Origin of the sequence: Citrobacter sp. RHB36-C18, assembly GCF_013814485.1 — a bacterium.
Classification (GTDB): domain Bacteria; phylum Pseudomonadota; class Gammaproteobacteria; order Enterobacterales; family Enterobacteriaceae; genus Citrobacter; species Citrobacter braakii.
Genome location: NZ_CP057125.1, coordinates 3,395,158 through 3,419,565 on the forward strand (window position 1 = coordinate 3,395,158; position 24,408 = coordinate 3,419,565).

At 52.7% G+C, this 24,408-nt stretch carries 23 protein-coding genes; 10 read left to right on the forward strand and 13 right to left on the reverse strand.

The features are described 5' to 3' along the window. Positions 1-9 precede the first annotated feature (9 nt). Positions 10-1,473: a citrate/succinate antiporter CitT gene (gene citT / locus HVZ52_RS16360; protein ID WP_016152219.1), complete on the forward strand. Its 1,464-nt coding sequence runs from the start codon at positions 10-12 to the stop codon at positions 1,471-1,473. A gap of 110 nt (positions 1,474-1,583) precedes the next feature. Then, entirely contained in the window at positions 1,584-2,390 is an 807-nt protein-coding gene (gene rna / locus HVZ52_RS16365; protein WP_181598467.1) for a ribonuclease I, read from the forward strand. A gap of 41 nt (positions 2,391-2,431) precedes the next feature. On the opposite strand, the gene HVZ52_RS16370 is transcribed toward rna, so the two are convergent. Both HVZ52_RS16370 and HVZ52_RS16375 read right to left on the reverse strand, forming a co-directional pair. Continuing rightward, entirely contained in the window at positions 2,432-3,055 is a 624-nt protein-coding gene (locus HVZ52_RS16370) for a flavin reductase family protein (RefSeq protein ID WP_131380900.1), read from the reverse strand. Between the two features lie 96 nt (positions 3,056-3,151). Further along, positions 3,152-3,982, reverse strand: a complete 831-nt coding sequence (locus HVZ52_RS16375) for an alpha/beta hydrolase (RefSeq protein WP_016152216.1) — start codon at positions 3,980-3,982, stop codon at positions 3,152-3,154. 275 nt (positions 3,983-4,257) lie between these two features. On the opposite strand from HVZ52_RS16375, the gene rnk reads away from it, so the two are divergent. Both rnk and uspG read left to right on the forward strand, forming a co-directional pair. Further along, the gene (gene rnk, locus HVZ52_RS16380) at positions 4,258-4,668 is read left to right on the forward strand and encodes a nucleoside diphosphate kinase regulator (protein ID WP_005120853.1); all 411 of its coding nucleotides are present in this window, start codon (positions 4,258-4,260) and stop codon (positions 4,666-4,668) included. A 186-nt stretch (positions 4,669-4,854) separates the two neighbouring features. Further along, positions 4,855-5,283, forward strand: coding sequence for a universal stress protein UspG (gene uspG, locus HVZ52_RS16385; RefSeq protein ID WP_016152215.1), 429 nt, complete (start codon positions 4,855-4,857; stop codon positions 5,281-5,283). 249 nt (positions 5,284-5,532) lie between these two features. Here uspG and ahpF read toward each other — a convergent pair whose 3' ends face one another. Both ahpF and ahpC read right to left on the reverse strand, forming a co-directional pair. Continuing rightward, positions 5,533-7,098, reverse strand: a complete 1,566-nt coding sequence (gene ahpF / locus HVZ52_RS16390; protein WP_016152210.1) for an alkyl hydroperoxide reductase subunit F — start codon at positions 7,096-7,098, stop codon at positions 5,533-5,535. A gap of 154 nt (positions 7,099-7,252) precedes the next feature. Beyond that, positions 7,253-7,816: an alkyl hydroperoxide reductase subunit C gene (ahpC, locus tag HVZ52_RS16395; protein WP_004859485.1), complete on the reverse strand. Its 564-nt coding sequence runs from the start codon at positions 7,814-7,816 to the stop codon at positions 7,253-7,255. A 374-nt stretch (positions 7,817-8,190) separates the two neighbouring features. Between ahpC and dsbG the strand changes: the two genes are divergently transcribed. The 4 genes from dsbG to HVZ52_RS16415 all read left to right on the forward strand — a co-directional run bounded on the left by dsbG (position 8,191) and on the right by HVZ52_RS16415 (position 12,037). Beyond that, positions 8,191-8,937: a thiol:disulfide interchange protein DsbG gene (dsbG, locus tag HVZ52_RS16400; protein WP_016152209.1), complete on the forward strand. Its 747-nt coding sequence runs from the start codon at positions 8,191-8,193 to the stop codon at positions 8,935-8,937. A gap of 204 nt (positions 8,938-9,141) precedes the next feature. Further along, entirely contained in the window at positions 9,142-10,062 is a 921-nt protein-coding gene (locus tag HVZ52_RS16405) for a LysR family transcriptional regulator (protein ID WP_181598468.1), read from the forward strand. 149 nt (positions 10,063-10,211) lie between these two features. After that, entirely contained in the window at positions 10,212-11,435 is a 1,224-nt protein-coding gene (locus HVZ52_RS16410; RefSeq protein ID WP_181598469.1) for a phosphoadenosine phosphosulfate reductase, read from the forward strand. Then, positions 11,420-12,037 carry a ParB/RepB/Spo0J family partition protein gene (locus HVZ52_RS16415; RefSeq protein ID WP_046275109.1) on the forward strand — a complete coding sequence of 206 codons (618 nt, stop codon included), beginning with the start codon at positions 11,420-11,422 and terminating at the stop codon, positions 12,035-12,037. Before HVZ52_RS16410 ends, HVZ52_RS16415 begins: the two co-directional genes overlap by 16 nt. Here the strand turns inward: HVZ52_RS16415 and HVZ52_RS16420 are convergent, their stop codons facing one another. After that, positions 12,038-13,198, reverse strand: coding sequence for a pyridoxal phosphate-dependent aminotransferase (locus tag HVZ52_RS16420; RefSeq protein ID WP_047415119.1), 1,161 nt, complete (start codon positions 13,196-13,198; stop codon positions 12,038-12,040). A 132-nt stretch (positions 13,199-13,330) separates the two neighbouring features. On the opposite strand from HVZ52_RS16420, the gene HVZ52_RS16425 reads away from it, so the two are divergent. Further along, positions 13,331-14,419, forward strand: coding sequence for an oxidoreductase (locus HVZ52_RS16425; protein WP_181598470.1), 1,089 nt, complete (start codon positions 13,331-13,333; stop codon positions 14,417-14,419). Between the two features lie 104 nt (positions 14,420-14,523). Here the strand turns inward: HVZ52_RS16425 and HVZ52_RS16430 are convergent, their stop codons facing one another. From HVZ52_RS16430 to entC, 7 genes are all read right to left on the reverse strand, one after another. Then, on the reverse strand, positions 14,524-14,721 hold the full coding sequence (locus tag HVZ52_RS16430; RefSeq protein ID WP_019076244.1) for a YbdD/YjiX family protein: 198 nt from the start codon (positions 14,719-14,721) through the stop codon (positions 14,524-14,526). A 63-nt stretch (positions 14,722-14,784) separates the two neighbouring features. Beyond that, positions 14,785-16,890 (reverse strand): pyruvate/proton symporter CstA, encoded by a 2,106-nt coding sequence (cstA, locus tag HVZ52_RS16435; protein WP_016152202.1) that lies wholly within the window; start codon positions 16,888-16,890, stop codon positions 14,785-14,787. 184 nt (positions 16,891-17,074) lie between these two features. Continuing rightward, positions 17,075-17,488 (reverse strand): proofreading thioesterase EntH, encoded by a 414-nt coding sequence (entH, locus tag HVZ52_RS16440; protein WP_029139447.1) that lies wholly within the window; start codon positions 17,486-17,488, stop codon positions 17,075-17,077. Positions 17,489-17,490: 2 nt separating this feature from the next. Next, on the reverse strand, positions 17,491-18,246 hold the full coding sequence (gene entA / locus HVZ52_RS16445) for a 2,3-dihydro-2,3-dihydroxybenzoate dehydrogenase EntA (RefSeq protein WP_181598471.1): 756 nt from the start codon (positions 18,244-18,246) through the stop codon (positions 17,491-17,493). Next, positions 18,246-19,103, reverse strand: coding sequence for an isochorismatase (locus HVZ52_RS16450; RefSeq protein WP_181598472.1), 858 nt, complete (start codon positions 19,101-19,103; stop codon positions 18,246-18,248). Before HVZ52_RS16450 ends, entA begins: the two co-directional genes overlap by 1 nt. 13 nt (positions 19,104-19,116) lie before the next feature. After that, on the reverse strand, positions 19,117-20,727 hold the full coding sequence (entE, locus tag HVZ52_RS16455) for a (2,3-dihydroxybenzoyl)adenylate synthase EntE (RefSeq protein ID WP_103929005.1): 1,611 nt from the start codon (positions 20,725-20,727) through the stop codon (positions 19,117-19,119). 33 nt (positions 20,728-20,760) lie between these two features. Further along, positions 20,761-21,936 (reverse strand): isochorismate synthase EntC, encoded by a 1,176-nt coding sequence (gene entC / locus HVZ52_RS16460; protein WP_181598473.1) that lies wholly within the window; start codon positions 21,934-21,936, stop codon positions 20,761-20,763. Positions 21,937-22,123: 187 nt separating this feature from the next. Between entC and fepB the strand changes: the two genes are divergently transcribed. Then, positions 22,124-23,080 carry a Fe2+-enterobactin ABC transporter substrate-binding protein gene (gene fepB, locus HVZ52_RS16465; protein WP_046275114.1) on the forward strand — a complete coding sequence of 319 codons (957 nt, stop codon included), beginning with the start codon at positions 22,124-22,126 and terminating at the stop codon, positions 23,078-23,080. A 58-nt stretch (positions 23,081-23,138) separates the two neighbouring features. Here fepB and entS read toward each other — a convergent pair whose 3' ends face one another. Next, positions 23,139-24,377: an enterobactin transporter EntS gene (gene entS, locus HVZ52_RS16470; protein WP_181598474.1), complete on the reverse strand. Its 1,239-nt coding sequence runs from the start codon at positions 24,375-24,377 to the stop codon at positions 23,139-23,141. Between the last annotated feature and the right edge of the window lie 31 nt (positions 24,378-24,408).

Here is a 24,408-nt window from a genome sequence, read left to right on the forward strand (position 1 = left end):
ATCACACACATGTCTTTAGCAAAAGATAAAATATGGAAATTACTGGCCCCATTGGTCGTAATGGGCGTCATGTTTCTTATCCCTGTCCCTGATGGAATGCCCCCGCAGGCCTGGCACTATTTTGCCGTTTTCGTGGCAATGATTGTTGGGATGATCCTGGAGCCAATCCCGGCAACAGCGATAAGCTTTATCGCCGTAACGATCTGTGTCATCGGCAGCAACTATCTGCTGTTTGATGCTTCAGAGCTGGCCGACCCGGCGTTTAAAGCGGGTAAGCAAGCGCTGAAATGGGGTCTGGCAGGCTTCTCCAGCACTACCGTGTGGTTGGTGTTTGGCGCGTTTATCTTCGCGCTGGGCTATGAAGTCACCGGTCTGGGTCGTCGTATCGCGCTGTTCCTGGTAAAATTCATGGGTAAACGCACCCTGACGCTGGGCTACGCGATTGTCATCATCGACATTCTGCTGGCGCCGTTTACACCGTCCAACACCGCGCGTACCGGTGGTACCGTATTCCCGGTTATCAAAAACCTGCCGCCGCTGTTTAAATCATTCCCGAACGATCCGTCCGCGCGCCGTATCGGCGGATATCTGATGTGGATGATGGTAATCAGTACCAGCCTGAGCTCCTCTATGTTCGTTACCGGTGCTGCACCTAACGTGCTGGGTCTGGAATTCGTCAATAAAATTGCCGGTATTCAAATCAGCTGGTTGCAATGGTTCCTCAGCTTCCTGCCGGTTGGTATTATTTTGCTGATCGTTGCTCCGTGGCTGTCCTATGTTCTTTACAAGCCAGAAGTTACTCACAGTGCTGAAGTTGCCGCGTGGGCTGGTGATGAACTGAAAACCATGGGTAAACTGACGCGTAAAGAGCTGACCCTGATCGGTCTGGTTCTGCTCAGCCTGGGTCTGTGGGTCTTTGGCGGTAAACTGATTGATGCGACCGCTGTGGGTCTGCTGGCAGTCTCGCTGATGCTGGCGCTGCACGTTGTCCCGTGGAAAGACATCACCCGTTATAACAGCGCATGGAACACCCTGGTTAACCTCGCCACGCTGGTCGTTATGGCGAATGGTTTAACCCGTTCAGGCTTCATCGACTGGTTCGCCAACACGATGAGCTCGCACCTGGAAGGCTTCTCGCCTAACGCGACCGTGATCGTTCTGGTGCTGGTGTTCTATTTTGCTCACTACCTGTTTGCCAGCCTTTCCGCACACACCGCCACCATGCTGCCGGTTATTCTGGCCGTCGGCAAAGGCATCCCGGGCGTTCCGATGGAACACCTGTGTATCCTGCTGGTACTGTCCATCGGTATCATGGGCTGTCTGACTCCGTATGCAACTGGCCCTGGCGTTATTATCTACGGCTGCGGTTATGTGAAGTCCAAAGACTACTGGCGTCTGGGTGCTATCTTCGGCGTTATCTACATCTCTATGCTTTTGCTGGTCGGCTGGCCGATTCTGGCAATGTGGAGCTAATCATTCGGGTTCCCGCCTGATGAAAATGATGCCAGTCAGCTAAACCTGACTGGCATTTTTTATGATTAAATAGATGATATTCAGAATTGATATAAGTATCCGAAATCATCATGACATCAAGATGGCGTTATTCTTCGCTGCTGGCAGCACTTCTGCTCCCAGTTTCTGTAGCTCAGGCCGAAGAACTTCAGGCAAAACAGTACGCTGATTTTGACAGCTACGTGCTGGCCCTCTCCTGGCAAACCGGATTTTGTCAGAGCCAACACGAGAGAAATCGTCAAGAGCCCGACGAATGTCGTCTGCAAAAAGAGAGCGCGGACAAAGCAGATTTCCTGACCGTTCACGGTTTATGGCCCAGCCTGCCAAAATCCATCGCCGCCCGTGGAGTAGACAACCGCCGCTGGATGCGCTTTGGCTGCGCGACTCGCCCTATTCCCAACCTGCCTGAAGCGCGCGCCAGCCGTAAATGCGCGGCTCCCGAAACGGGCCTGTCGCTGGAAAGCGCGGCAAAACTCAGTGCCGTAATGCCCGGTGCCGGCGGGAGATCCTGTCTGGAACGTTACGAATATGCCAAACATGGCGCCTGTTTCGGTTTTGATCCCGACGCATACTTCGGCACGATGGTACGGATGAATAATGAGGTTAAGAACAGCGAAGCTGGCAAATTCCTCGCGGAAAACTACGGCAAAACCGTCAGCCGCAGCGCATTTGACGCGGCCGTCGCTAAAAGCTGGGGCAGAGAGAACGTTAAAGCCGTGAAGCTAAGCTGCCACGGCAATCCGGCCTATCTCACAGAAATCCAGTTGTCCCTGAAAGCCGACACCATTAACCAGACGTTATCCGCACAGTCATTCTTACCGCAACCGCATCCGGGTAACTGCGGTAAAAAGTTTATTATCGACAAAGTGGGATACTGAAAATAACGACCGGCGCGGCAAGCTGGCGTCGGTCCATATGGTTAGCGTTTTGAACGGGCATCCGGGCGAATTAAATCAAAGCGGTGTGTTTCACTGATCGAATAATACGCCGTTGGCCCGCCCGCACGCAGTACCGGTTTTGCTTTCGCCGTCTGGTAGATGCCGCCTTCCAGTAGCGTTTCATCAATATGGATACCCACCACTTCTCCCAGCACCAGCCAGGTTTCAACAGGCGAACCATCAGCGGTGGTCAGTTGCAGACTTTGCGATAAGCGACACTCAAAATTGACCGGGCTTTGCGCCACGCGCGGCACGCTGACTATCCGACTATCTACTTTGCTAAGCCCGGCGGCAAAAAACTCATCCTCGCCGTGAGGCAAGCTGGCTGACGTTTCGTTCATCGCGCTGGCCAGCTCAAGAGTCGTCAGATTCCAGACAAACTCACCGGTGTCGATAATATTCTGCACGCTATCTTTCCAGCCGCTACTGGCGAAACCGATAATCGGCGGATGATAATTAAAGCAGTTAAAGAAACTGTACGGTGCAAGGTTATGCCGACCGTCGCTGTCGCGGGAGGCAATCCAGCCAATAGGGCGCGGTCCAATGATGGCATTCAGCGGGTCATGCGGTAAGCCGTGTCCTTGTGATGGTTGATAGAAATACATAGCGTTCTCTGTTGAAGTTAACATCAGCGCAGCACAAATTATGCTTCGCTCATCTCCCTGGAAAAAGAAGATCAGCGTAGAACAATCCGCTAAAGATTACGATTGAATAAAGTTGAGCAGATCGCCGTTGATCTGTTGTTTATGGGTAGTGCAAATGCCATGCGAACCGCCAACATACACCTTCAACTGCGCGTCCGGCAGTATTTCCGCCGCAACCTTTCCGCAGGTTTCAAACGGGACAATCTGATCGTCATCACCATGGATCACCAGCGTCGGGATAGTCATCTTTTTGAGATCCTCACGCAGGTCAGTTTCTGAAAACGCGTGAATACAGTCGTACAACGCTTTGATGGAACCTTGTAAGCCCTGTTCAACAAAGCTTTCACGAACGGCTTTCGACGCATTTACGCCCGGGCGGTTGTAGCCATAGAATGCAGCGGTCAGTTCATAGAAGAAGGCAGCGCGATCGTTTATCACTCCCTCACGGATGCCATCAAACACCTCTTTCGGCACACCATTTGGGTTAAAGTCGGTCTTGATCATTATGGGCGTCACCGCGCCGATTAACACCGCTTTGGCTACCCGCTGCGTTCCATGGCGTCCAATGTACCTCGCCACTTCCCCGCCCCCGGTAGAGTGTCCGACATGTACGGCATCTTTAAGATTGAGATGCGCGGTAAGTTCAGCCAGATCGTCAGCATACTGATCCATATTGTGACCATCCCAGGGTTGGGCTGATCTCCCATGCCCACGCCTGTCATGGGCGATCACCCGAAATCCTTTCGACCCGAGGAACAGCATCTGATCCTCAAACGCATCTGCCGTTAGCGGCCAGCCATGGCTAAAGACGATAGGCTGCCCACTTCCCCAATCTTTAAAATGCAAATAGCTGCCGTCTTTCAAGGTAAGTTTGTCGTACTGGCTCATGAGATCTCCTGTCGCGGAACACTGAGTTGTTTGACGCGCCCGCAGCGAGCGCTTAAAAAGCATAATGCAAATTGGAGAACGATCGCGTTTTTCGGCTAAAATCACACCATACGCAACAATATTGATGATTTGCCTGAATGTGAACTAAATCACTTCAAACCAGGGGTAAGTCTCAGTATCATCATAAAAGCTAAACCCTTGCCGCCTGACGGTGAGGGTTTTCTTTTGGGATTATTTACCTGCGCACCCGCAGTATCGACGACATGGAGTAACAAATGTCCAGACCAACTATCATCATTAACGACCTCGATGCGGAACGCATTGACCGCCTGTTGGAGCAACCTGCGTTTGCTGGTTTACCGATTGCCGACGCCCTGAACGCCGAGCTGGATCGTGCCCAAATGTGTTCACCAGAAACCATGCCGCACGATGTCGTGACCATGAACAGCCGCGTGAAATTCCGCAATCTGAGTGATGGCGAAGTCCGTGTGCGTACCCTGGTGTATCCGGCCAATATGACTGACAGCAGCACACAGCTTTCGGTAATGGCACCTGTTGGCGCGGCACTTCTGGGCCTGCGCGTTGGCGACACCATTCACTGGGAGCTACCAGGCGGGACCTCAACACACCTCGAAGTCATTGAGCTTGAGTACCAACCTGAAGCTGCAGGCGACTACCTGCGCTAACTCTGTCTTATCAAAGCCACTCGCTTTATCTTACAGGGGATGCATCCGCATCCTCTTTCCGGTTAGCCCCAACTCCTGACCCTCACCTTATCTCCTGTTCGCAAAACATAAATCTGTGTCGTGACTGACAGAATCATTTTTAATACTATGCTGATATGTGTTCATGTAATGACAAGGAGAATGTTTATGTACAACACAATCATAATGCCTGTTGATGTATTCGAAATGGAACTGAGCGACAAGGCTATACGCCATGCAGAATTTCTGGCACAGGAAAACGGGGTTATCCATCTGCTGCATGTGCTGCCAGGCTCAGCAAGCTTAAGCCTGCACCGCTTTGCAGCCGATGTCCGTCGTTTTGAAGAGCATCTACAACACGAAGCGGAAACTCGTCTGCAAACGATGGTCGGTCACTTCAGCATCGATCCTTCCCGTATTAAACAACACGTCCGCTTTGGCAGCGTACGTGACGTCGTCAACGAGTTGGGTGAAGAGTTGAATGCGGATGTGGTCGTCATTGGATCGCGCAACCCATCAATCAGCACTCATCTGCTCGGCTCAAACGCTTCCAGCGTTGTTCGCCACGCTACTCTGCCAGTGCTGGTTGTACGTTAATAGTCTCTAATTTGCTAAAGAAAACCCCTGCCAGGTTAACGCCTGACAGGGGTGACAATGAAAACGTAATGCAGGTTGATATAATAAAGAAAACGCCTCATCTTTCTTTGATGAAACTAATGGTCAGACTCATTAAATGAATGTGTTACACGGTTTATTATTTCAAGAATTGACAATCTGAAAGCGTGGAAATAAAAAACCGCCAGCGGATGGCTGACGGTTTTGGCATTGCAGGTGAGTCTTACTTTTTTATGCTACTGTCGTGCGAATCAGATAATCAAACGAACTCAATGAGGCCTTCGCGCCTTCACCGGTCGCGATGATGATCTGCTTATATGGTACGGTGGTGCAGTCACCAGCGGCGAAAACCCCCTTCACGCTGGTTTCGCACTTGGCATCGATGATGATTTCACCCATGCGATTACGCTCGACGGCACCTTCCAGCCAGTTGGTGTTTGGCAGCAGACCTATCTGTACAAAGATACCCGCCAGTTCCACACTGTGAACGTCGCCACTCACGCGGTCGCGATACTCCAAGCCGGTGACTTTGCTGCCATCGCCTTTCACTTCTGTCGTTTGCGCATTCAGAATAATATCGACGTTTTTCAGACTGCGAAGCTTATTCTGCAGCACCTGATCAGCTTTCATTTCAGGTGCGAACTCCAGCAGCGTCACATGTTCAACAATGCCTGCCAGGTCAATAGCAGCTTCAACACCGGAGTTGCCGCCACCAATCACCGCAACGCGCTTGCCTTTGAACAGCGGGCCATCGCAGTGCGGGCAATAGGTTACGCCTTTGGTGCGATACTGATCTTCGCCCGGAACGTTCATGTTGCGCCATTTCGCACCGGTGGCAATGATAATGCTGCGTGCTTTCAGCACCGCGCCGGATGCCGTTTCAATCTGATGCAAACCGCCTTCCTGCGCTGCCGGAACCAGTTTACTTGCGCTCTGGCTGTCGATCACATCAACATCATAGTCATCAACGTGTGCTTTCAGCGCGCCCGCCAGTTTCTGGCCTTCGGTTTTCGGTACCGAGATGTAGTTTTCAATATCAACAGTATCAAGAACCTGACCGCCAAAACGTTCGCCCATCAGACCGGTGCGAATACCTTTACGTGCAGAGTACACTGCCGCTGCCGCCCCCGCAGGACCGGAACCGACAATCAGCACGTCATAAGCATCACGTTTGTTCAGCTCTTGTGCCGCACGTTTTTCTGCGCCGCTATCTACTTTCGCCACGATCTCAGTCAGCGTCATACGCCCCTGACCGAACTCTTTGCCGTTCATATACACCGCCGGAACGCCCATCACGTTGCGATCGGTAATTTCATTCTGGAATGTACCGCCGTCAATCGCCGTATGCTTGATGCGTGGATTCAATACCGACATCAGGTTCAGCGCCTGTACCACGTCCGGACAGTTATGACAGGAAAGCGAATAATAGGTTTCAAACTCAAAATCACCGTCGAGATCGCGGATCTGCTCCAGCAACGCCTGCGCCTCTTTTGACGGATGACCACCGGTCCACAGCAGCGCCAGCACCAGGGAGGTAAACTCATGGCCCAGCGGAGAACCGGCAAAGCGCGGCCCCTGGTGAGAACCTGGATTGGTGATCAGGAACGATGGCTTGCGTACCGCCAGAGTATTGTCTTCTTTAAAGGTGACTTTTTCTGACAGTTCAGCAATTTCAGTCAGCAGTTCCTTGATTTCTGCCGATTTAGCGCTGTCATCCAGCGTAGCAATCAGCTCAACAGGTTTGGTCAGTTTCTCAAGATAAGCCTTGAGCTGGGTTTTCATATTTGTGTCGAGCATTCTTCTTCCCTCTCTGAAAACATCATCATGCAAGCCGACTTTGCGGGACTGCATTAATGCAACTTGCGTCATGGTGCTGGAATGAAACAGGCGCAAACTGCGCCTGTGGAATGGCCGGATGCACTGCGTTTATCCGGCCTACAAATTATGCGACTTAAATCTTACCGACCAGATCTAAGGATGGAGCCAGGGTCGCTTCGCCTTCTTTCCATTTCGCCGGGCAAACTTCACCTGGGTGAGAGGCAACGTACTGTGCGGCTTTAATTTTACGCAGCAGGTCAGACGCATCACGGCCGATACCTTCAGCGGTAACTTCGATTGCCTGGATGATACCCTGCGGGTCTACAACGAAGGTTGCGCGGTCAGCCAGACCTTCATCTTCACGCATGTTGTCGAAGTTACGGGTCAGGGCGCCAGTCGGGTCGCCGATCATCGCGTATTTGATTTTCGCGATGGTGTCAGAGCTGCTGTGCCATGCTTTGTGGGTGAAGTGGGTGTCAGTAGATACGGAATAGACATCTACGCCCAGTTTCTGCAGTTCTTCGTAGTGGTCAGCCACATCACCCAGCTCGGTCGGGCAAACGAAAGTAAAGTCAGCCGGGTAGAAGAAGAAGACGCTCCAGCGACCTTCGGTATCTTTCTCGGTTACTTCGATGAACTCACCGTTTTTGAACGCCTGGTTTTTGAAAGGTTTAATTTTGGTATTAATCAAAGACATCTGTACTTCCTCCGTGTTTTCGTTGAGAGATAAGTTAACGAAAATCTCTTCGCAGGGCTAATGCGTTTCCTTTATCAAATCAATAAGCGTTAACTAACAACCCACTCAAACTCATGTTGTGAACCTAAAGATAAAAGTAAAAAAGGCCCCCTTTGCAGGGAGCCTCATTACCCGAGCTACCCGCAGGTAACGTCAGTGCCAGCAGGGCTGGCTATGTGTTGCGCTCTACATTACCTTAACAAAGGTCGTAACAGCGATTGGGATTACATCACCCCACTCAAGAAAGGGCAATCGACAGACGGTCGATCTTACCTATGGCTGCGATAGGTTTTGCAACTTAGCCCCCTTTCCTTCTGATTTTATAAGGAAAATCAATGTTTAAACGTACCTTACTCTTAACCCTGCTTCCTGCCGTGGTGCACGCCGAAGAACTTCCTGCCCCCGTTAAAGCTATTGAGAAACAGGGCATTACTATTCTCAAACCCTTCGACGCGCCGGGTGGAATGAAGGGCTACCTGGGAAAATACCAGGATATGGGCGTTACTATCTATGTTACGCCTGACGGCAAACACGCCATTTCCGGTTATATGTATAACGAAAAAGGTGAAAACCTCAGTAATACGCTGATAGAAAAAGAGATCTACGCCCCTGCCGGGCGCGAAATGTGGCAGCGAATGGAAAAAACATCCTGGATTCTGGACGGGAAAAAAGAGGCTCCAGTCATTGTCTATGTGTTTGCCGATCCCTTCTGTCCCTATTGCAAACAGTTCTGGCAGAAGGCTCGCCCGTGGGTAGACTCAGGTAAAGTTCAGTTGCGCACAATACTGGTTGGCGTAATTAAACCCGAAAGCCCGGCTACCGCCGCTGCGATTCTGGCCGCAAAAGATCCGGCCAAGACCTGGCATGACTATGAGGCATCCGGTGGGAAAATGAAGCTACAAATCCCGACCTCCGTCTCACCGGAGCAGATGAAGGTATTGAATATCAATCAAAAGTTGATGGATGATTTAGGCGCCAACGTCACGCCGGCTATCTATTACATGAGTAAAGACGATACGTTACAACAGGAAGTCGGCTTACCGGATAAGGAGAAATTAAACATTATCATGGGTAATAAATAAAAGTAACAAAATGAGTGGTTGTTATCATTTTCATGTCAATCACTCATTTAAATTAACTTTTTCGCTCAAAATTATGCAATATGTGCTATTTTAGTTTAGATTAATAATTCATTAAGCACACAAACATAAATCACAAGAATAATCACAACTTAAAATATTTCAAAATTAAATCTTTCAAAACATGACCATCACAGGAAGGTATGCATGGCTAACCTCTATGACCTCAAAAAGTTCGATCTCAATCTGTTAGTTATCTTTGAGTGTATTTATCAACATTTGAGTATCACTAAAGCTGCTGAAACTTTGTATATTACCCCCTCTGCCGTTAGCCAGTCACTGCAACGGCTACGCACACAATTTAATGACCCGCTGTTTATCCGCTCCGGAAAAGGCCTAACGCCAACGATTATGGGGATTAACCTTCATCATCATCTTGAGAAAAACCTCAACAGTCTGGAGCAGACAATAAATATCATGAATAACTCCAGTCTGAAGAAAAAATTCATTATTTACTGTCCACAACTGCCAACCATTATCAACATCGAGGAAGTTATTCATTTTCTCAGAGAAGACTCGCATGTCGAAATTGAGCACCATAACATACTCATCACTGCTGAAAGTACGGAAAATCTGTTGGCTTACAGAAAAGCAGATTTAGTCATTGCTACCGCCCCAGTGAGTAATCGCTCGATAATATGCTCACCATTTAAAACTGCTGAAACAATATTAGTTTGCAACAAAAACCATCCAAGAATTAATGGAGAAAGCACGCTTGAAACAATATTAAAAGAACAGTTCACGCAACTTATTTCTGAAGATCCTGGCGTTAAAGAATACTGGCAAAAAACCAGCGCCTTGCTGGCTAATCGAGATATTGGTTTCCGCAGCGACTCATTAATAACGATCATTAATATTATTTCAAACACAGATATCATAGGTCTGTTACCAAGAGATGTTTACGAGCAATATACCGGCTCATTTAATTTAAAAGAGATCCGTATCGATATCCCCTTACCCAAAATAAATTTATTTTTGATGTATAACAGAGCATCACTCAACAATACTGGCTTCGTTAATTTAATTAATAAAATAAATGATAAAAATGACCAAAGGATTAACAAATAGAGCTTTACCTATTCATTTTATATTTTTATGAATGAAGGTAATTCAAAACAACCATGAATGTATTAAAACGTTGCACCTGAAAAAAATTAGCATATCTTATTGTCAGCATTTGTTATTGTTTTGAATAATAATTCTGATATGAGCTTAATATGTCTATTTATAAAATCCCGCTTGGTCAAAACGTGCTGGACGCCGCTCTGGAGCGCATAACCTGGGCGCTGGAAACTCTGCCTCGGGTTTGTGTCTCTTTCTCCGGCGGGAAAGATTCAGGACTGATGTTACATCTGACAGCTATGCTTGCACGCCAACTGCATAAAAAAATTGATGTACTATTTATCGACTGGGAAGCCCAGTTTTCCTGCACTATTGATTATATTGAGGCGCTTCGTGCACGTTATTCCGATGTCATCGAGCGCTTTTATTGGGTGGCTTTACCGCTCACCACCCAGAATTCCCTCTCTCAATTCCAGCCAGAATGGCAGTGTTGGGAACCAGGTACTCCGTGGGTTCGCCAGCCTCCCACGGATGCCATAACCGATCCAGAGTATTTCTCCTTCTATCAACCCGGCATGACCTTTGAACAATTTGTTCGCGAGTTCGCTGACTGGTATTCAGAGAAACGTCCAGCCGGCATGATGGTCGGGATCCGCGCCGATGAGTCATATAACCGTTTTGTCGCCATTGCCAATTCGCAAAAGCAGCGCTTTGCCGATGATAAACCCTGGACCACCAGCGCCCCCGGCGGGCATACCTGGTATATTTACCCGATTTATGACTGGAAAACTGCCGATATCTGGACCTGGTTCGCCAAAACCAGAATGTCGTGCAATCCCTTATACAATCTCATGTATCAGGCCGGTGTCCCAACACGTTACATGCGTATTTGTGAACCCTTTGGCCCGGAACAGCGTCAGGGATTATGGCTATATCACGTCATTGAACCCGAGCGCTGGGCAGCCATGTGCGCCCGTGTCAGCGGTGTAAAAAGTGGCGGAATTTATGCCGGTCAGGACAACCATTTTTACGGGCACCGCAAAATATTAAAACCCGAACATTTAAACTGGCAGGAATACGCCATGCTGCTACTCAATAGCATGCCGGAAAAGACCGCTGAGCATTATCGTAATAAAATCGCCATCTATTTGCAGTGGTATAAGAAAAAGGGCATGGACAATATCCCGCAAACTCAGGAAAAAGATATTGGCTCAGCGGATATTCCGTCGTGGCGGCGTATCTGTAAAGTCCTGCTGAATAACGACTACTGGTGCCGGGCGCTGTCATTCAGCCCCACAAAACCCAAAAACTACCAACGTTATAATGAACGCATGAAAATAAAACGCCAGCAATGGGGAATCTTATGCAACACCGACTAACTCAAGAACTCACTGGTTTTCTTTCTGGGCTGTCAGAAGAAGAACGAATTGAAGCAATCAACCAATTCAGAATGGCTATCCACAGCGTCAGCCCTTTTCGCGAAGAGCCAGTAGACTGTGTACTATGGATTAAAAACGAGCATATCTCACCCAATGACTATAACCCTAATAACGTTGCGCCTCCGGAGAAAAAGCTGCTGCAGAAATCCCTCGAAGCAGACGGATTCACGCAGCCCATCGTGGTAGTTCACTCCACGGCGGAAGAATACGAAATTGTCGATGGTTTCCACCGTCATGAGCTAGGTAAAAGCAAACCGTCGCTGAAATCACGCCTGCATGGCTACCTGCCGGTCACCTGTTTACAGCGTGAGCGCCATGAACGCATGGCAGCGACAATTCGTCATAACCGTGCCCGCGGGCGGCATAAAATTCATGCCATGTCGGAAATCGTTCGTGAATTATCGCTACTGGGATGGAGCGCAGAGAAAATCAGTAAAGAGTTAGGTATGGACGACGATGAGGTTTTACGTCTGAAACAAATTAACGGTCTGCAAGAGTTATTTGCCGACCGTCGCTTCTCCAAAGCCTGGACAGTAAAATAACTACAGCGCAACCAGACGTTCGGCTGCCGCCAGCAGCGTCGATTCTTGCTTGGCAAAACATAGGCGAATCAGCTTATGCGGGAAAGGATCGGCGCAGAAAACCGACAACGGGATCGCGGCAACGCCCACTTCTTTGGTCAGCCACTGGCAAAACTCAACGTCGTTAAGCGTGGAGACGGCACTGTAATCGACCAGCAGAAAATAGGTGCCTTCACACGGCAAAATTTCCAGCCGGCTGTCACGCAGCGCGTTCACCAACACATCGCGTTTTTTCTGATAAAAGGCTGGCAACTCACGATAGTGTGTTGGATCCTCCCGCAGCATATCCGCCAGCGCCAACTGAGCCGGCGTATTAACTGAGAACGTCAGATACTGGTGTACCTTGCGTAATTCAGCGCTAATGGCGGCAGGCGCAACGCAGTAGCCGACTTTCCAGCCGGTCATATGGTAGGTCTTCCCAAACGATGAAACGGCAACGGCGCGTTCGCGCAGCTGTGAATGCGCCAGCACGCTGGCATGTCCTTGTCCGGCGAAGCAAATGTGCTCATAAACTTCGTCGCTGATGACAAAGATCTCGCGTTCTTTAATTGCCTGCCACAGGGCATCAAAATCGGCGTGATGCCATACGGTGGCGGAAGGGTTGTGCGGCGTGTTAAGGATCACCAGTCGGGTACGTTCGCTGAGTACAGCGCTAAATTCCTGCCAGTCGACACGAAAAGACGGCGGTTGCAGCGCGATACGTTTAACTACGCCGCCGGATAATTCGACCGCGGGCGCATAGCTGTCGTAGCTCGGGTCAAAACAAATCACCTCATCGCCAGGACGCACCAGCGCCGTAATTGCGGCGAACAGCGCTTCTGTGGCCCCCGCCGTCACGGTCACTTCACTATTCGCATCGGGTTTATAGCCGTACAACTGCGCGGTTTTATCCGCAATGGCTTCGCGCAGCGGCTGTACGCCCGTCATCGGCGCATACTGGTTTGCGCCATGCGCGACGTGATACGCCAGACGTTCCTGCAAAAAAAGTGGGCCGTCAAAATCAGGAAATCCCTGCGAGAGGTTAATGGCCTGATGCTGCTGCGCCAGCGCGCTCATTTGCGTGAAGATAGTGGTGCCAAGATTAGGCAGTTTGCTTTGCGGAATCAGCGGGTTATTACTCATTATTGTTATCCCAGCGGGTGATGTTGTGGTTGAAGCCACTATAGCACGATGCTAGTATTTGGCAATCAAGACGTTCAGACGTCTATATAAAAATAACCTGCATTGACAGGACAGCCAAAAGGACAACACAACATGAGTAATACCGAGATTCGCGTCGTCACCGGCCCGGCCAACTATTTTTCCCATCCCGGCAGCCTGTCAAGACTCAACGATTTTTTCACCGCAGAGCAACTCTCACGCGCCGTCTGGGTTTACGGTGAACGCGCCATCGACGCGGCCCGCCCTTATCTGCCTGAGGCATTTCATCTTGCCAATGCCAGGCACCTGCTGTTTACGGGACACTGCAGCGAAACCGATGTTACTCAACTGGCAAAAGAGTCAGGAGAGAATCGCAGCGTGGTGATTGGTGTGGGCGGCGGGACATTGCTCGACACGGCCAAAGCGCTGGCTCGTCGTCTGGGTCTGCCTTTTGTCGGTATTCCTACTATCGCAGCGACCTGCGCCGCATGGACACCGCTCTCCGTCTGGTACAACGATGCAGGCCAGGCGCTGCATTTCGAAATTTTCGCTGACGCCAATTTCCTCGTGCTGGTCGAGCCAGAGATCGTTCTCAATGCGCCTGAAGAATACTTACTGGCGGGGATCGGCGACACGCTGGCGAAATGGTACGAGGCCGTTGTGCTCGCGCCTGAGCCGGAAAACCTGCCTCTGACCGTGCGTCTGGGTATCCATGCTGCGCAGACGATCCGCGACGTCCTGTTGGAAAGCAGCGAACAGGCGCTGGTCGATAAGCAACAAGGCACGTTAAGCCGCACATTTTGCGATGTGGTGGATGCAATTATTGCCGGAGGCGGCATGGTCGGCGGTCTGGGTGAGCGCTACACCCGCGTGGCGGCAGCGCATTCGGTACATAATGGCCTGACCGTGCTCCCGCAGACCGAGAAGTTTTTGCATGGCACCAAAGTGGCGTACGGCATACTGGTGCAGAGCGCGCTGCTGGGACAAGATGATGTGCTGGCGCAGTTAATTACCGCCTATCAGCGCTTCAACCTGCCAACCCGGTTGGCTCAACTGGACGTGGACATCAACAACCGCGCCGAAATCGACAACGTGATTGCGCACACCCTGCGCCCGGTGGAGTCCATTCATGCGCTGCCGGTAACGTTAGCGCCACAGACGCTGCGCGCAGCGTTCGAAAAAGTAGAATCGTTTACGGTGTGATTATGGTGTGGGATGCCTGATGGCGGCAACGCAGCGAAACCCCTGGAGCTTACAAAGATAAGTGACCAGGGTGAACACGCCTGCAGCTTGAATGATGAAGAGCATTAACAGCAGCGCGCGCCGCCTTTCCCCCCGTAGCGCGCATCCTGGCGTTCGCGGAAAAATTCTTCGTAGGTCATTGGTGTCAGGTCCGGATGCGTGACGCGCATATGCTCAACATAGTTGTCGTAATCCGGCACACCTATCATTAATCGGGCGGTTTGACCTAAATACTTCCCGGCTTTAGAGAGCGTTTCAAACATAGTGGTTCCCTGTCGAACAAACGCCCTCCCCATTCAGGAGAGGGCTCGTTGGTTAAGAGAATATTAGTGCGCGCCTTTCGCCTGCGCCACGATCTCTTCGACATTCTCAGGCATCGGTTCGTATGGCGTTTCTTTCGACGTAGGTTTGTCCTCTTTCAGTGCTGCCAGTGCAGTTTTGATGGAGAACAGACCCAGCACCACAACGACTACCATGAAGAAGATAGTGAGACCCGCATCCAGGCGGTTGTTAAACACCAACTGCGTCAGCTGCGACTGAGTGTACTGCGCCGGAATATTACCGCTGTCGATCATCGCCTGGAACTTGTTAGCGATGGCGAGGAAGCCAATTTTCGCATCCGGGCTAAACGCTTTCTGCCAGCCGGCGGTCAGGGTACAAATCAGCAGCCAGGCCGTTGGCACCAGCGCCACCCACGCGTAGCGCTGACGTTTCATCTTGAACAGCACCACCGCGCAAAGCATCAACGCCATACCGGCCAGCATCTGGTTGGCGATACCAAACAGTGGCCACAGGGTATTAATACCACCCAATGGATCCACCACGCCCTGGTGCAAGAAGTAACCCCAGGCCAGCACGCACAGCGCCGTTGCCAGCAGGTTCGCAGGCAGGGAATCAGTACGTTTCAGACCCGGTGACACCACGCCCAGCAGATCCTGCAGCATAAAGCGTGCGGCGCGCGTACCGGCGTCTACCGCCGTCAGAATAAACAGGGCTTCAAACAGAATGGCGAAGTGATACCAGAACGCCACATCCATCATGCCGCCCAGCGCACCATGCAGAATATACGCCATGCCCACCGCCAGCGTCGGCGCACCGCCTGCGCGGGAGATAATGGATTGTTCGCCGACATCGTTCGCAATCTGATGCAGCGTATCAGGCGTGATAACAAAGCCCCAACTGCTCACAACCTGTGCCGCTGACGCAACCACATCGGTGGTTCCGGCAGGTGCCAGTACAGCCATCGGGCTGTTCATCGCAAAATAGACGCCCGGGTCGATAACGCAGGCCGCCACCAGCGCCATAATGGCGACAAAGGATTCCATCAGCATCCCGCCGTAGCCAATAAAACAGGCCTGACCTTCATTCGCCAGCATCTTCGGCGTGGTGCCGGAGGCAATCAGCGCGTGGAAACCAGAGACCGCACCGCAGGCGATGGTAATAAACAAGAACGGGAACAGGTTACCGCTCCAGACCGGGCCTGTACCGTCAACAAACTTGGTCAGCGCAGGCATGGTCAGCGTCGGACGCATGATCAGAATCCCTACCGCCAGACCAACAATGGTACCGATTTTCAGGAAGGTAGAGAGATAATCACGCGGTGCCAGCAGCAGCCACACCGGCAACACAGCGGCGACAAAGCCGTATCCCACCAGCATCCAGGTCAACTGTACGCCGGTAAAGTCAAAGTACGGTGCCCAGGTCGGGCTTTCAGCCACCCAGCCGCCGGAAATAATAGCAAACACCAGGAATACCAGACCGATAACCGACACTTCACCAATGCGGCCCGGGCGCAGATAACGCAGGTAAATCCCCATAAAGATCGCCAGCGGGATAGTAAAGGCGACGGTGTAGGTTCCCCACGGGCTGTGGGTCAGCGCTTTCACGACGATCATCGCCAGTACCGCGAGGATAATCACCATGATCATAAAACAGGCTACCAGCGCAATGACGCCCGCCGTTGGGCCCATCTCTTCTTTCACCAGTTCGCCAAGGGAACGACCATCGCGACGGGTAGAAACAAACAGCACCATAAAGTCCTGCACCGCCCCCGCCAGTACCACCCCGGCAAGCAGCCAGATCATACCCGGCAGATAGCCCATTTGCGCCGCCAGCACCGGTCCAACTAATGGACCCGCTCCAGCAATCGCCGCGAAATGGTGGCCAAACAGCACTTTTTTATCGGTAGGAACATAGTCCAGACCATCGTTATGACGCACAGCTGGCGTCATACGCGTCGGGTCCAGCGCCAGTACATTTTTCGCGATGTACAGGCCGTAGAAACGGTAAGCGATAAGGTAGACACAGACCGACGCCACGACTATCCACAACGCGTTGATCTGTTCGCCACGATTTAATGCGATATAGCCGAGGGCAAATGCTCCCATAACGGAGAGCACTGTCCAGACGAGGTACTTCCCTGATTTATTCATACTTGGTTTTCCGTTGTCCTGGTCAGAGAGATGTTACATTTTGTTTCTATAACATCTTTTCTGAATTTAACAACCTGACAACCATGTAAACCCGAAGTATCACTGAGTATTTACATTGCATTGTTAACTGGATCACTTCATTTAGCCGTTAACCCTGCAATTTCATTTTACTTTGTCGGGCGACTCACCCCATCACCGCAGTGCCTAAACGACAGGTACAACAGCGTCGTCCCTGCTCATCAAAGATGACGATTTCCCAGCTTTGACTCTGACGCCCGAGGTGCAACGGCTGGCAAACGCCGCGCACTTTCCCCTGCGCAACCGCCCGATGGTGCGTGGCGTTCAGTTCCGTACCCACCACACACTGTCCGTCGCGAGTCATCAGATAACCCGCCATCGAACCCAATGTTTCCGCCAGGGCCGCCGACGCGCCGCCGTGCAGCAGACCAAACGGCTGATGCGTCCGGCTATCCACCGGCATTTCGGCTTCCAGCACATCATCCCCCAGTCGGGTATAGACCATGCCTAAATGCGCCACCATCGTGTTCTGACTGGTGGCATTCAGTTCATCCAGCGTTAAATGACGTTTCCAGATCATCGTCATGCCCCCAGCGTGGAGCCGCCGTCCACCACGATATCCTGAAGCGTAATGTGGCTCGCCAGATCGGAAGCGAGGAATAAAATCGTGTTAGCGATTTCCTGTGGACGAGCGATTTTCCTCAGTGGAATGCCGAGCTTAAACTGCTCGCCAAACCCACGAATGCGCTGTTGCTCCGCGTCATCGCTGACCCACAACGTACGCTGCATGTCGGTGTCGGTCGAGCCTGGCGAAACAACATTGCAACGCACACCGCTGCCTGCCAGTTCAAGTCCGACGGTCAGTGCCAGGTTTTTCAGCGCGGCTTTTGACGCACCGTATGCGCTCATACCGATACGCGGCGTGTGCGCCGCATCCGACGCGACGGTCACGATTGCCCCGCCCTGCTGGCGACGAAACTGCGCCATCGTCTGCTGAAACAGATTGAACGCCCCACCAACGTTAACCGCAAACGTCTGCAGCCACTCCTCAATGCTCAGCGCATCGGTGGCCCCCATACGCAAAATACCCGCCGCATTGACCAACACATCCAACCGCTCGCGCGTTTGCAGGACGCGCTGACACACCTCAGCCACCTGTTCAGCATTCGCCACATCCAGCACTTCGGTGGCAAACGGGTAGTTATTCTGAGAAAATTCGCGATCGAATCCTGTCACCTCAGCACCCGCTTTCACAAACGCCAGCGCCGTGGTGTAGCCAATCCCTTTTCCCGCGCCGGTTACCCAGACGGTTTTCCCTGCGAAGTCAAATCCAGACATTACTTCATCTCGCGAGAGAGCAGCGTCCACCAGGCGTCAATGGTCGGTTTTTTCGCCAGCATCACGAAGTCAATATCGCCATGAACCTTACGCCAGCGCGCCGCCAGCGCCATCATGCGCACGGAATCCAGTCCGTAGTCGATCAGGTTTTCGTCATCCATCGGTTCTTCGGACTCATCGAGCAGCGGAAGAATAATGCTGCGTAACGCATCTTTGCTGGCCGGTACCGGCGTCGGTAATAATTCCTGAGTCATCACCACACGCCCGGAGCGTCCCGCCACGTATTTCAGCGACATCAGATGTTCGTCACGGCTAAAGTCTGCCAACGCATCGGCAACCATAAACGGCTTGATGTCGCGCATAAAGGCGTCCGTTGCGGTGGTCATACAGCCAATATGCGCATACACGCCGGTAATGATCAGTTGATTACGTCCGGTTTCCTTAAGCATCTGTTCCAGCGGGGAGCGATGAAATGCGCTGTAACGCCATTTCACCAGAATGGTATCCGCTTCATCCGGCGCCAGCGCCTCTACGATTTTTTGCTGTTCCGGCGAACGCGTCAGTCCCGGTCCCCACATATCATTGAGCAGTGCGCGGTCTTCATCACTCTGTTCTTTCGGCTGAGCGGTGTAATACACCGGAATGTTATGCTCTTTGCAGTACTGACGCAGTGCGGCGATGTTAGCGACGACCTGCTCCATCATCGGGCAGTTATCGCCCCAAAAGCCGATAAAATAGTCCTGCATGTCGTGGATCAGCAGCGCGGCGCGTTCGGGGTCAAACGCCCAGTCCACTTTGTTCACCGGAACATCAAGCGCCGTGGGTAGCGCATAAGCCTGCAGTTTAGGAATTGCCATCTCTTATTCTCCTTCAGGCCAGTGAACGTGATGCCAGCCACTGACGTAATTGTTTTTTATCTACTTTCCCAACCGGAGTCAGCGGTAACGACTCAACGCACTCCACGCGGTCAGGTAATTTAAATTCCGCTACGCCCTGTTCGCGTAGAAAACGACGCACCTGCACCGCTCGCAGCGGCTCTTTTACCACCAACCAGGCACAGCTTTTCTCGCCCATCAGTTCATCATCCATACTGACCAGCGCGGCATGGATCACCATCGGGTGGCGCAGCAGCAGGTTTTCAATCTCTTCTGCAGCGATCTTCTCTCCACCGCGGTTGATCTGATCCTTCTCGCGTCCCTGGACGGTGATGTAGCCATCTCGATCGATGGCGATCAGATCGCCGGAGCAGTAAAAACCGTTGGCGTCAAAGGCGCTGGCATTGTGCTCAGGACTTTTGAAGTAACCGCGGAAGGTGTATGGGCCACGCGTCATCAGGCGCCCGGTTTCTCCCTGGGCTAAAGGGTTGCCGTCAGCGTCTGCTACCCAGACTTCATCATCGGGACACATCGGGCGGCCCTGGGTATTGATGATGCGTTCAGGGCTGTCGTCCAGACGGGTGTAGTTCACCAGCCCTTCCGCCATGCCGAAGACCTGCTGCAGTTGGCAGCCAATCTCCGCCGGAATACGCGCCGCAAGCGAGGCGGAAAGCCGTGCCCCACCGACCTGTAGCAGCGTCAGCGAAGCCAATTGCGCATTGCTCCCCCACTCCGCAACTGCCTGCAGCCACAGGCTCACCGCTGGCGGCACCAGCGCCGTGACGTTAACCTGATGCTGTTCAATCAGAGGGAAGCACAGGGTGGCGCTCGGGTCAGCCGCCAGCACGACGGTGCCGCCAGCCAGGAATACCCCCAACGCGCCAGGCGAACTCATCGCGTAGTTATGCGCCGCCGGGATCGCGCATAAATAACGCGTTTCCCCGGTGAAGCGGCAAATCTCATTGCTGCGACGCACGCTGTAGTAGTAATCGTTATGGGTACGAGGAATCAGCTTTGGCGTCCCGGTAGTCCCGCCTGAAAGCTGGAAATAGGCCACCTCATCAGCAGGCGATGGCGTGGCGGAAAAATCAGTCGCAGGCTGGCTTATCGCCGTTTGCAGATTGTGTTCGCCTTCGTCATTGCGCAGTTGCACCACGCGCACTGAATTGTGTTCAGCCACAAAAGCGTTAAGAAAATCGTCTCCGCTAAACAACGCATGCTGACGATCGGCAATCAGCAGCGCAGGTTCGATCTGTTTGGCATAGGCGTTAAGTTCGTTTCGCTGATGGCTGAATAATGCCAGCACCGGGGCTACACCCAGCTTGAGCAGCGCAAAGAAAGTGATATACAACTCAGCCACGTTGCCCAGTTGCACCAGCGCGGTTTCGCCGGGTTTGATCCCCTGACGGCGCAGGCTGCAGGCGAGATTGTCAGTGGCCTGATTCAGTTGGCGATAGCTCAGGTGGCGTTCGCCATCGATCACCGCCGTATGGTCGCTGTCGGCGTGACGGGTCAGAATGTCGGTCAGCGGCAAATCCTGCCAGTAACCTTTTTCACGATAGCGGCGGGCAAACTCCTCCGGCCAACGGGTGAAAGGAATACTCATTATCGCTCCTTAGAGGCCTGGTCAATAAGGCTCTTAATGCAGTCCAAAAACATTCAACATCGTGGAGAGTTTGGCTCCCGTTTCACGCCATTCCGCAACCGGGGACGAAGCCGGAACAATCCCGGCACCGGCAAAGAAACGTACCTGATTACGCAGCAGCTTCGCACAACGGATCGTCACCACCCATTCGCCGTTGCCTTGGGCATCACACCAGCCGACAATGCCACCGAACAGTTCGCGATCGAACGGCTCCAGCTCGGCGATAAGTTTGCGCGCAACCTGATGCGGGAAGCCGCTCAGCGCAGGCGTCGGATGCAGCAGGCACGCGAGCGTCAGGGCGTTTTCATGCGCGTTGGCTTTACCCTCAAACGGCGTGCCGAGGTGCCAGAGCGTAGGCGTGGTGACCAGTTGCGGAGAAGAAGGGAGTTGCAGTTCACGGCTGCGATCGCGCAGGACATTTTTCATGGCCTGCGTCACCAGTTCGTGCTCATGGCGATCCTTTTCGGACGCCAGCAGGCGGATGCCCGCCTCACGGTCCAGCACATCGTCCGGTTGACGTCGTGCCGAGCCTGCCAGCGGTAATGAGCTGAAACGATCGCCTTCTTTGCGTAACAGCAGTTCCGGACTGGCGCCAATCAATACGCCACCGTCTTCAAGGGGAACGTGAAAGTTGTAGCTCGCCGGATTTTGCGCCACCAGGCGCTCCAGCAGCGCCCCGCTGTCAATATTGGCATCAGCGGTGATATCGATCAGGCGTGACAACACCACTTTGTCGACTTCAGGGGTTGCCGTCAGCGCAGCCGCGCGAGCGACCATATCTTCAAAGAAGTTCTGTTCCGGGATCGATTTACGTTCAACAACGTTCAGCGACTGATGCGCGTTAAAGTAACGAGATGATTGCTGCTTCGCCGTTCGGGAGAACGTCTGCCATGACTGGGGAATAAACAGCGATGACGGCTGGCGGGTGTCAAAAGGAATCGCCCCGACCATGATGGGGTTAGCGATACCCTGCGCTTTGGCATCAGCAAACAGTGCATGCATTTTTTGTTGGAAAGGGCTGTCTGGCGAATCGCCATCAATTGCCGGTTCCGCATAGCGGGCGAAGCATCCTGACGTCGTAAAACTACGGTACGGCGACATAAAGAAAAAACTGTCGGGAGCGAGCGTCGGCATAGTCTGCGTTTTTTCCTCGGCCAGTGACGTTTCCATATCATCCTCCAAAAATGATAAAAGCTCTAATAATGATTATCATTTATATTTTCGGTCGCTAACCTAAAAGCAAAGCGGCGGTATGTCAACTCTTGTGGCAGCACAATGTGCGCCTTTGGCTTGCATCCTTGTCCACTAACAATGAAAATGAGAAGCATTACTTATACTGATAACAGGATGCTGATTCGTGAGTCTCCCCTCTTTTTGCCGCACCGTGCTCTTACTGGCAGGTTTGTCTATTTCAGGAATTTCTTTAGGTTATGCAGCCGACTGGCCGCGTCAGGTTACCGACAGTCGTGGTACGCATACGCTGGAACATAAGCCGCAGCGAATTGTCTCCACCAGCGTCACCCTCACCGGCTCGCTGCTGGCAATTGATGCCCCGGTCATCGCCAGCGGCGCTACTACGCCGAACAATCGCATCGGCGATGCACAGGGCTTTTTACGCCAGTGGAGCGAAGTGGCAAAAGCGCGCAAACTGAGCCGCCTGTATATCGGCGAACCGAGCGCTGAGGCCGTGGCAGCGCAAATGCCGGATCTGATTCTGATCAGCGCCACCGGGGGAGATTCAGCCCTCGCGCTATACGATCAGCTGTCCACCATTGCGCCAACGCTAATCATTAATTACGACGACAAAAGCTGGCAGGCGCTGCTGACGCAGTTAGGTGAAATTACCGGTCAGGAGCAACAGGCGGCTGCGCGTATTGCCGAGTTTGATAAGCAACTGCAGGCGGTCAAGCAGCGTATTACCCTGCCGCCGCAACCGGTCAGCGCGCTGGTATACACCGCTGCAGCGCACAGCGCTAACCTGTGGACGCCTGAGTCGGCGCAGGGCAAGCTGATGGAGCAGTTAGGTTTCACCCTGGCACCGCTGCCTGCCGGATTGCACACCAGCCAGAGTCAGGGCAAACGCCACGATATCATCCAGCTTGGCGGTGAGAACCTGGCGGCTGGTCTGAACGGCGAAGCGCTGTTCCTGTTCGCTGGCGACAACAAAGATGCCGACGCCATTTATGCTAATCCGCTGCTGGCACATCTGCCTGCCGTGCAGAATAAACGTGTTTACGCCCTGGGTACGGAAACCTTCCGTCTCGACTACTACAGCGCGACCTTGCTGCTGCAACGTCTGTCAGCTCTCTTTTAATCGCCAGCGCCGGATACGGCTAACGCCTTATCCGGCCTACAAACCGTAGAGGACAACGCTATCCGGCATTCACAGGCATTTGTCGGAATCGGCGCACTTCTCCCAGCAACAGCAGCAGTAGCAGACCGACAATCACCAGCCCAAACCCACTTACGCTTGCCGAAGCAACCGGTGTCATCATCGCCCCCAACCCCCCTAACAGCGCCGCGCCGATCGCATCTCCTGTAACGTTCTGCGCAGTCCACAAACCGTTAATTCGCCCGAGCATCTCTTCTGGCGTCTGCGTCTGTAACAGGGTGTACTGCAACAAAGAGCTGACCGCACTCAGCCAGCCGAACAGCGCCAGGCAGACAACGCCAAGCTCCCAGACCGGCATCAACCCAAACAGACCGATAGCCAGGAACGAAGCCACGGTCGATACCAGCATGATCAGTCCCGGACGAACGCTGTGCGCCAGTTGTCCGCTGGTCAACGCGCCCACCGCCGCGCCAAGAGGAATGGCCGCATACAGCAGACCTATTTGCGCACTCGACATTTGCCAGTTAATCGCCAACGCGGGATACAACACGCGCACGGCGCTCGCCATAGTCAACAGACCGCCAAGCAGCGCAATGCCGCCAATCAGCGGGCTGGCAAGCAGAAAGCGAAATGCTGCCAGCAGCGATTTTAACGGATGCTCGCGCGGCTGAGTCGGAGGCGGCAGCGCGGGAAGGCTCAGCAACGGCAGCAAGGTAATGAAAGTGCCCGCCGCCGCCAGACCGTAGTTCCAGGCCACGCCACCGGTCGCGAGCAATACCCCGCCAAGCATCGGCGAAATAACCGAACCCAGACGTACCGTCAACATGGTAATCGCCCCGGCCTGCATCAAATTCTCCCGACCAACCAGCGCCGGTGTTGCCGCCAGCAACGCGGTCACGCCCAGCGAGGCAAAGAAACCGTCCCATAAGCCAAGCAAATAAATCGCCAGTAACGACGGTTCGGGCAGCAGCGCATTCAGACACAGGCCAATAAAGCCGATTCCGCAAGTTCCACGAGCCAACAGGATCACTTTTTTACGCTCATAGCGGTCGGCCAGCACCCCGCCCACCATCAGACCAATAAACATTGCGCTGCCGGTCAACGTTACTGACAAACCTACCTGCCAGGTCGACTGGGTCATCATCTGGATCTGTACCGGAACCGCCACGCCGAGTAGCCCCAGAGAGACAATGGAAATAAAACGGGCGAGGAAGACGGCGCGAAATGCAGGGTGGGTCTTTAACAGGCTGAGATTGAGCAGCCAGGATTGTCGATTCATTACAGAGCCTTACCAGGTACTTTTTCAATAT

Excerpts from the sequence above, each read along its gene's own strand:
- citT (WP_016152219.1), top strand. The coding sequence starts at position 10 with ATGTCTTTAGCAAAAGATAAAATATGGAAATTACTGGCCCCATTGGTC.
- rna (WP_181598467.1), top strand. The coding sequence starts at position 1,584 with ATGACATCAAGATGGCGTTATTCTTCGCTGCTGGCAGCACTTCTGCTC.
- HVZ52_RS16370 (WP_131380900.1), bottom strand. The coding sequence starts at position 3,055 with ATGTATTTCTATCAACCATCACAAGGACACGGCTTACCGCATGACCCG.
- HVZ52_RS16375 (WP_016152216.1), bottom strand. The coding sequence starts at position 3,982 with ATGAGCCAGTACGACAAACTTACCTTGAAAGACGGCAGCTATTTGCAT.
- rnk (WP_005120853.1), top strand. The coding sequence starts at position 4,258 with ATGTCCAGACCAACTATCATCATTAACGACCTCGATGCGGAACGCATT.
- uspG (WP_016152215.1), top strand. The coding sequence starts at position 4,855 with ATGTACAACACAATCATAATGCCTGTTGATGTATTCGAAATGGAACTG.
- ahpF (WP_016152210.1), bottom strand. The coding sequence starts at position 7,098 with ATGCTCGACACAAATATGAAAACCCAGCTCAAGGCTTATCTTGAGAAA.
- ahpC (WP_004859485.1), bottom strand. The coding sequence starts at position 7,816 with ATGTCTTTGATTAATACCAAAATTAAACCTTTCAAAAACCAGGCGTTC.
- dsbG (WP_016152209.1), top strand. The coding sequence starts at position 8,191 with ATGTTTAAACGTACCTTACTCTTAACCCTGCTTCCTGCCGTGGTGCAC.
- HVZ52_RS16405 (WP_181598468.1), top strand. The coding sequence starts at position 9,142 with ATGGCTAACCTCTATGACCTCAAAAAGTTCGATCTCAATCTGTTAGTT.
- HVZ52_RS16410 (WP_181598469.1), top strand. The coding sequence starts at position 10,212 with ATGTCTATTTATAAAATCCCGCTTGGTCAAAACGTGCTGGACGCCGCT.
- HVZ52_RS16415 (WP_046275109.1), top strand. The coding sequence starts at position 11,420 with ATGCAACACCGACTAACTCAAGAACTCACTGGTTTTCTTTCTGGGCTG.
- HVZ52_RS16420 (WP_047415119.1), bottom strand. The coding sequence starts at position 13,198 with ATGAGTAATAACCCGCTGATTCCGCAAAGCAAACTGCCTAATCTTGGC.
- HVZ52_RS16425 (WP_181598470.1), top strand. The coding sequence starts at position 13,331 with ATGAGTAATACCGAGATTCGCGTCGTCACCGGCCCGGCCAACTATTTT.
- HVZ52_RS16430 (WP_019076244.1), bottom strand. The coding sequence starts at position 14,721 with ATGTTTGAAACGCTCTCTAAAGCCGGGAAGTATTTAGGTCAAACCGCC.
- cstA (WP_016152202.1), bottom strand. The coding sequence starts at position 16,890 with ATGAATAAATCAGGGAAGTACCTCGTCTGGACAGTGCTCTCCGTTATG.
- entH (WP_029139447.1), bottom strand. The coding sequence starts at position 17,488 with ATGATCTGGAAACGTCATTTAACGCTGGATGAACTGAATGCCACCAGT.
- entA (WP_181598471.1), bottom strand. The coding sequence starts at position 18,246 with ATGTCTGGATTTGACTTCGCAGGGAAAACCGTCTGGGTAACCGGCGCG.
- HVZ52_RS16450 (WP_181598472.1), bottom strand. The coding sequence starts at position 19,103 with ATGGCAATTCCTAAACTGCAGGCTTATGCGCTACCCACGGCGCTTGAT.
- entE (WP_103929005.1), bottom strand. The coding sequence starts at position 20,727 with ATGAGTATTCCTTTCACCCGTTGGCCGGAGGAGTTTGCCCGCCGCTAT.
- entC (WP_181598473.1), bottom strand. The coding sequence starts at position 21,936 with ATGGAAACGTCACTGGCCGAGGAAAAAACGCAGACTATGCCGACGCTC.
- entS (WP_181598474.1), bottom strand. The coding sequence starts at position 24,377 with ATGAATCGACAATCCTGGCTGCTCAATCTCAGCCTGTTAAAGACCCAC.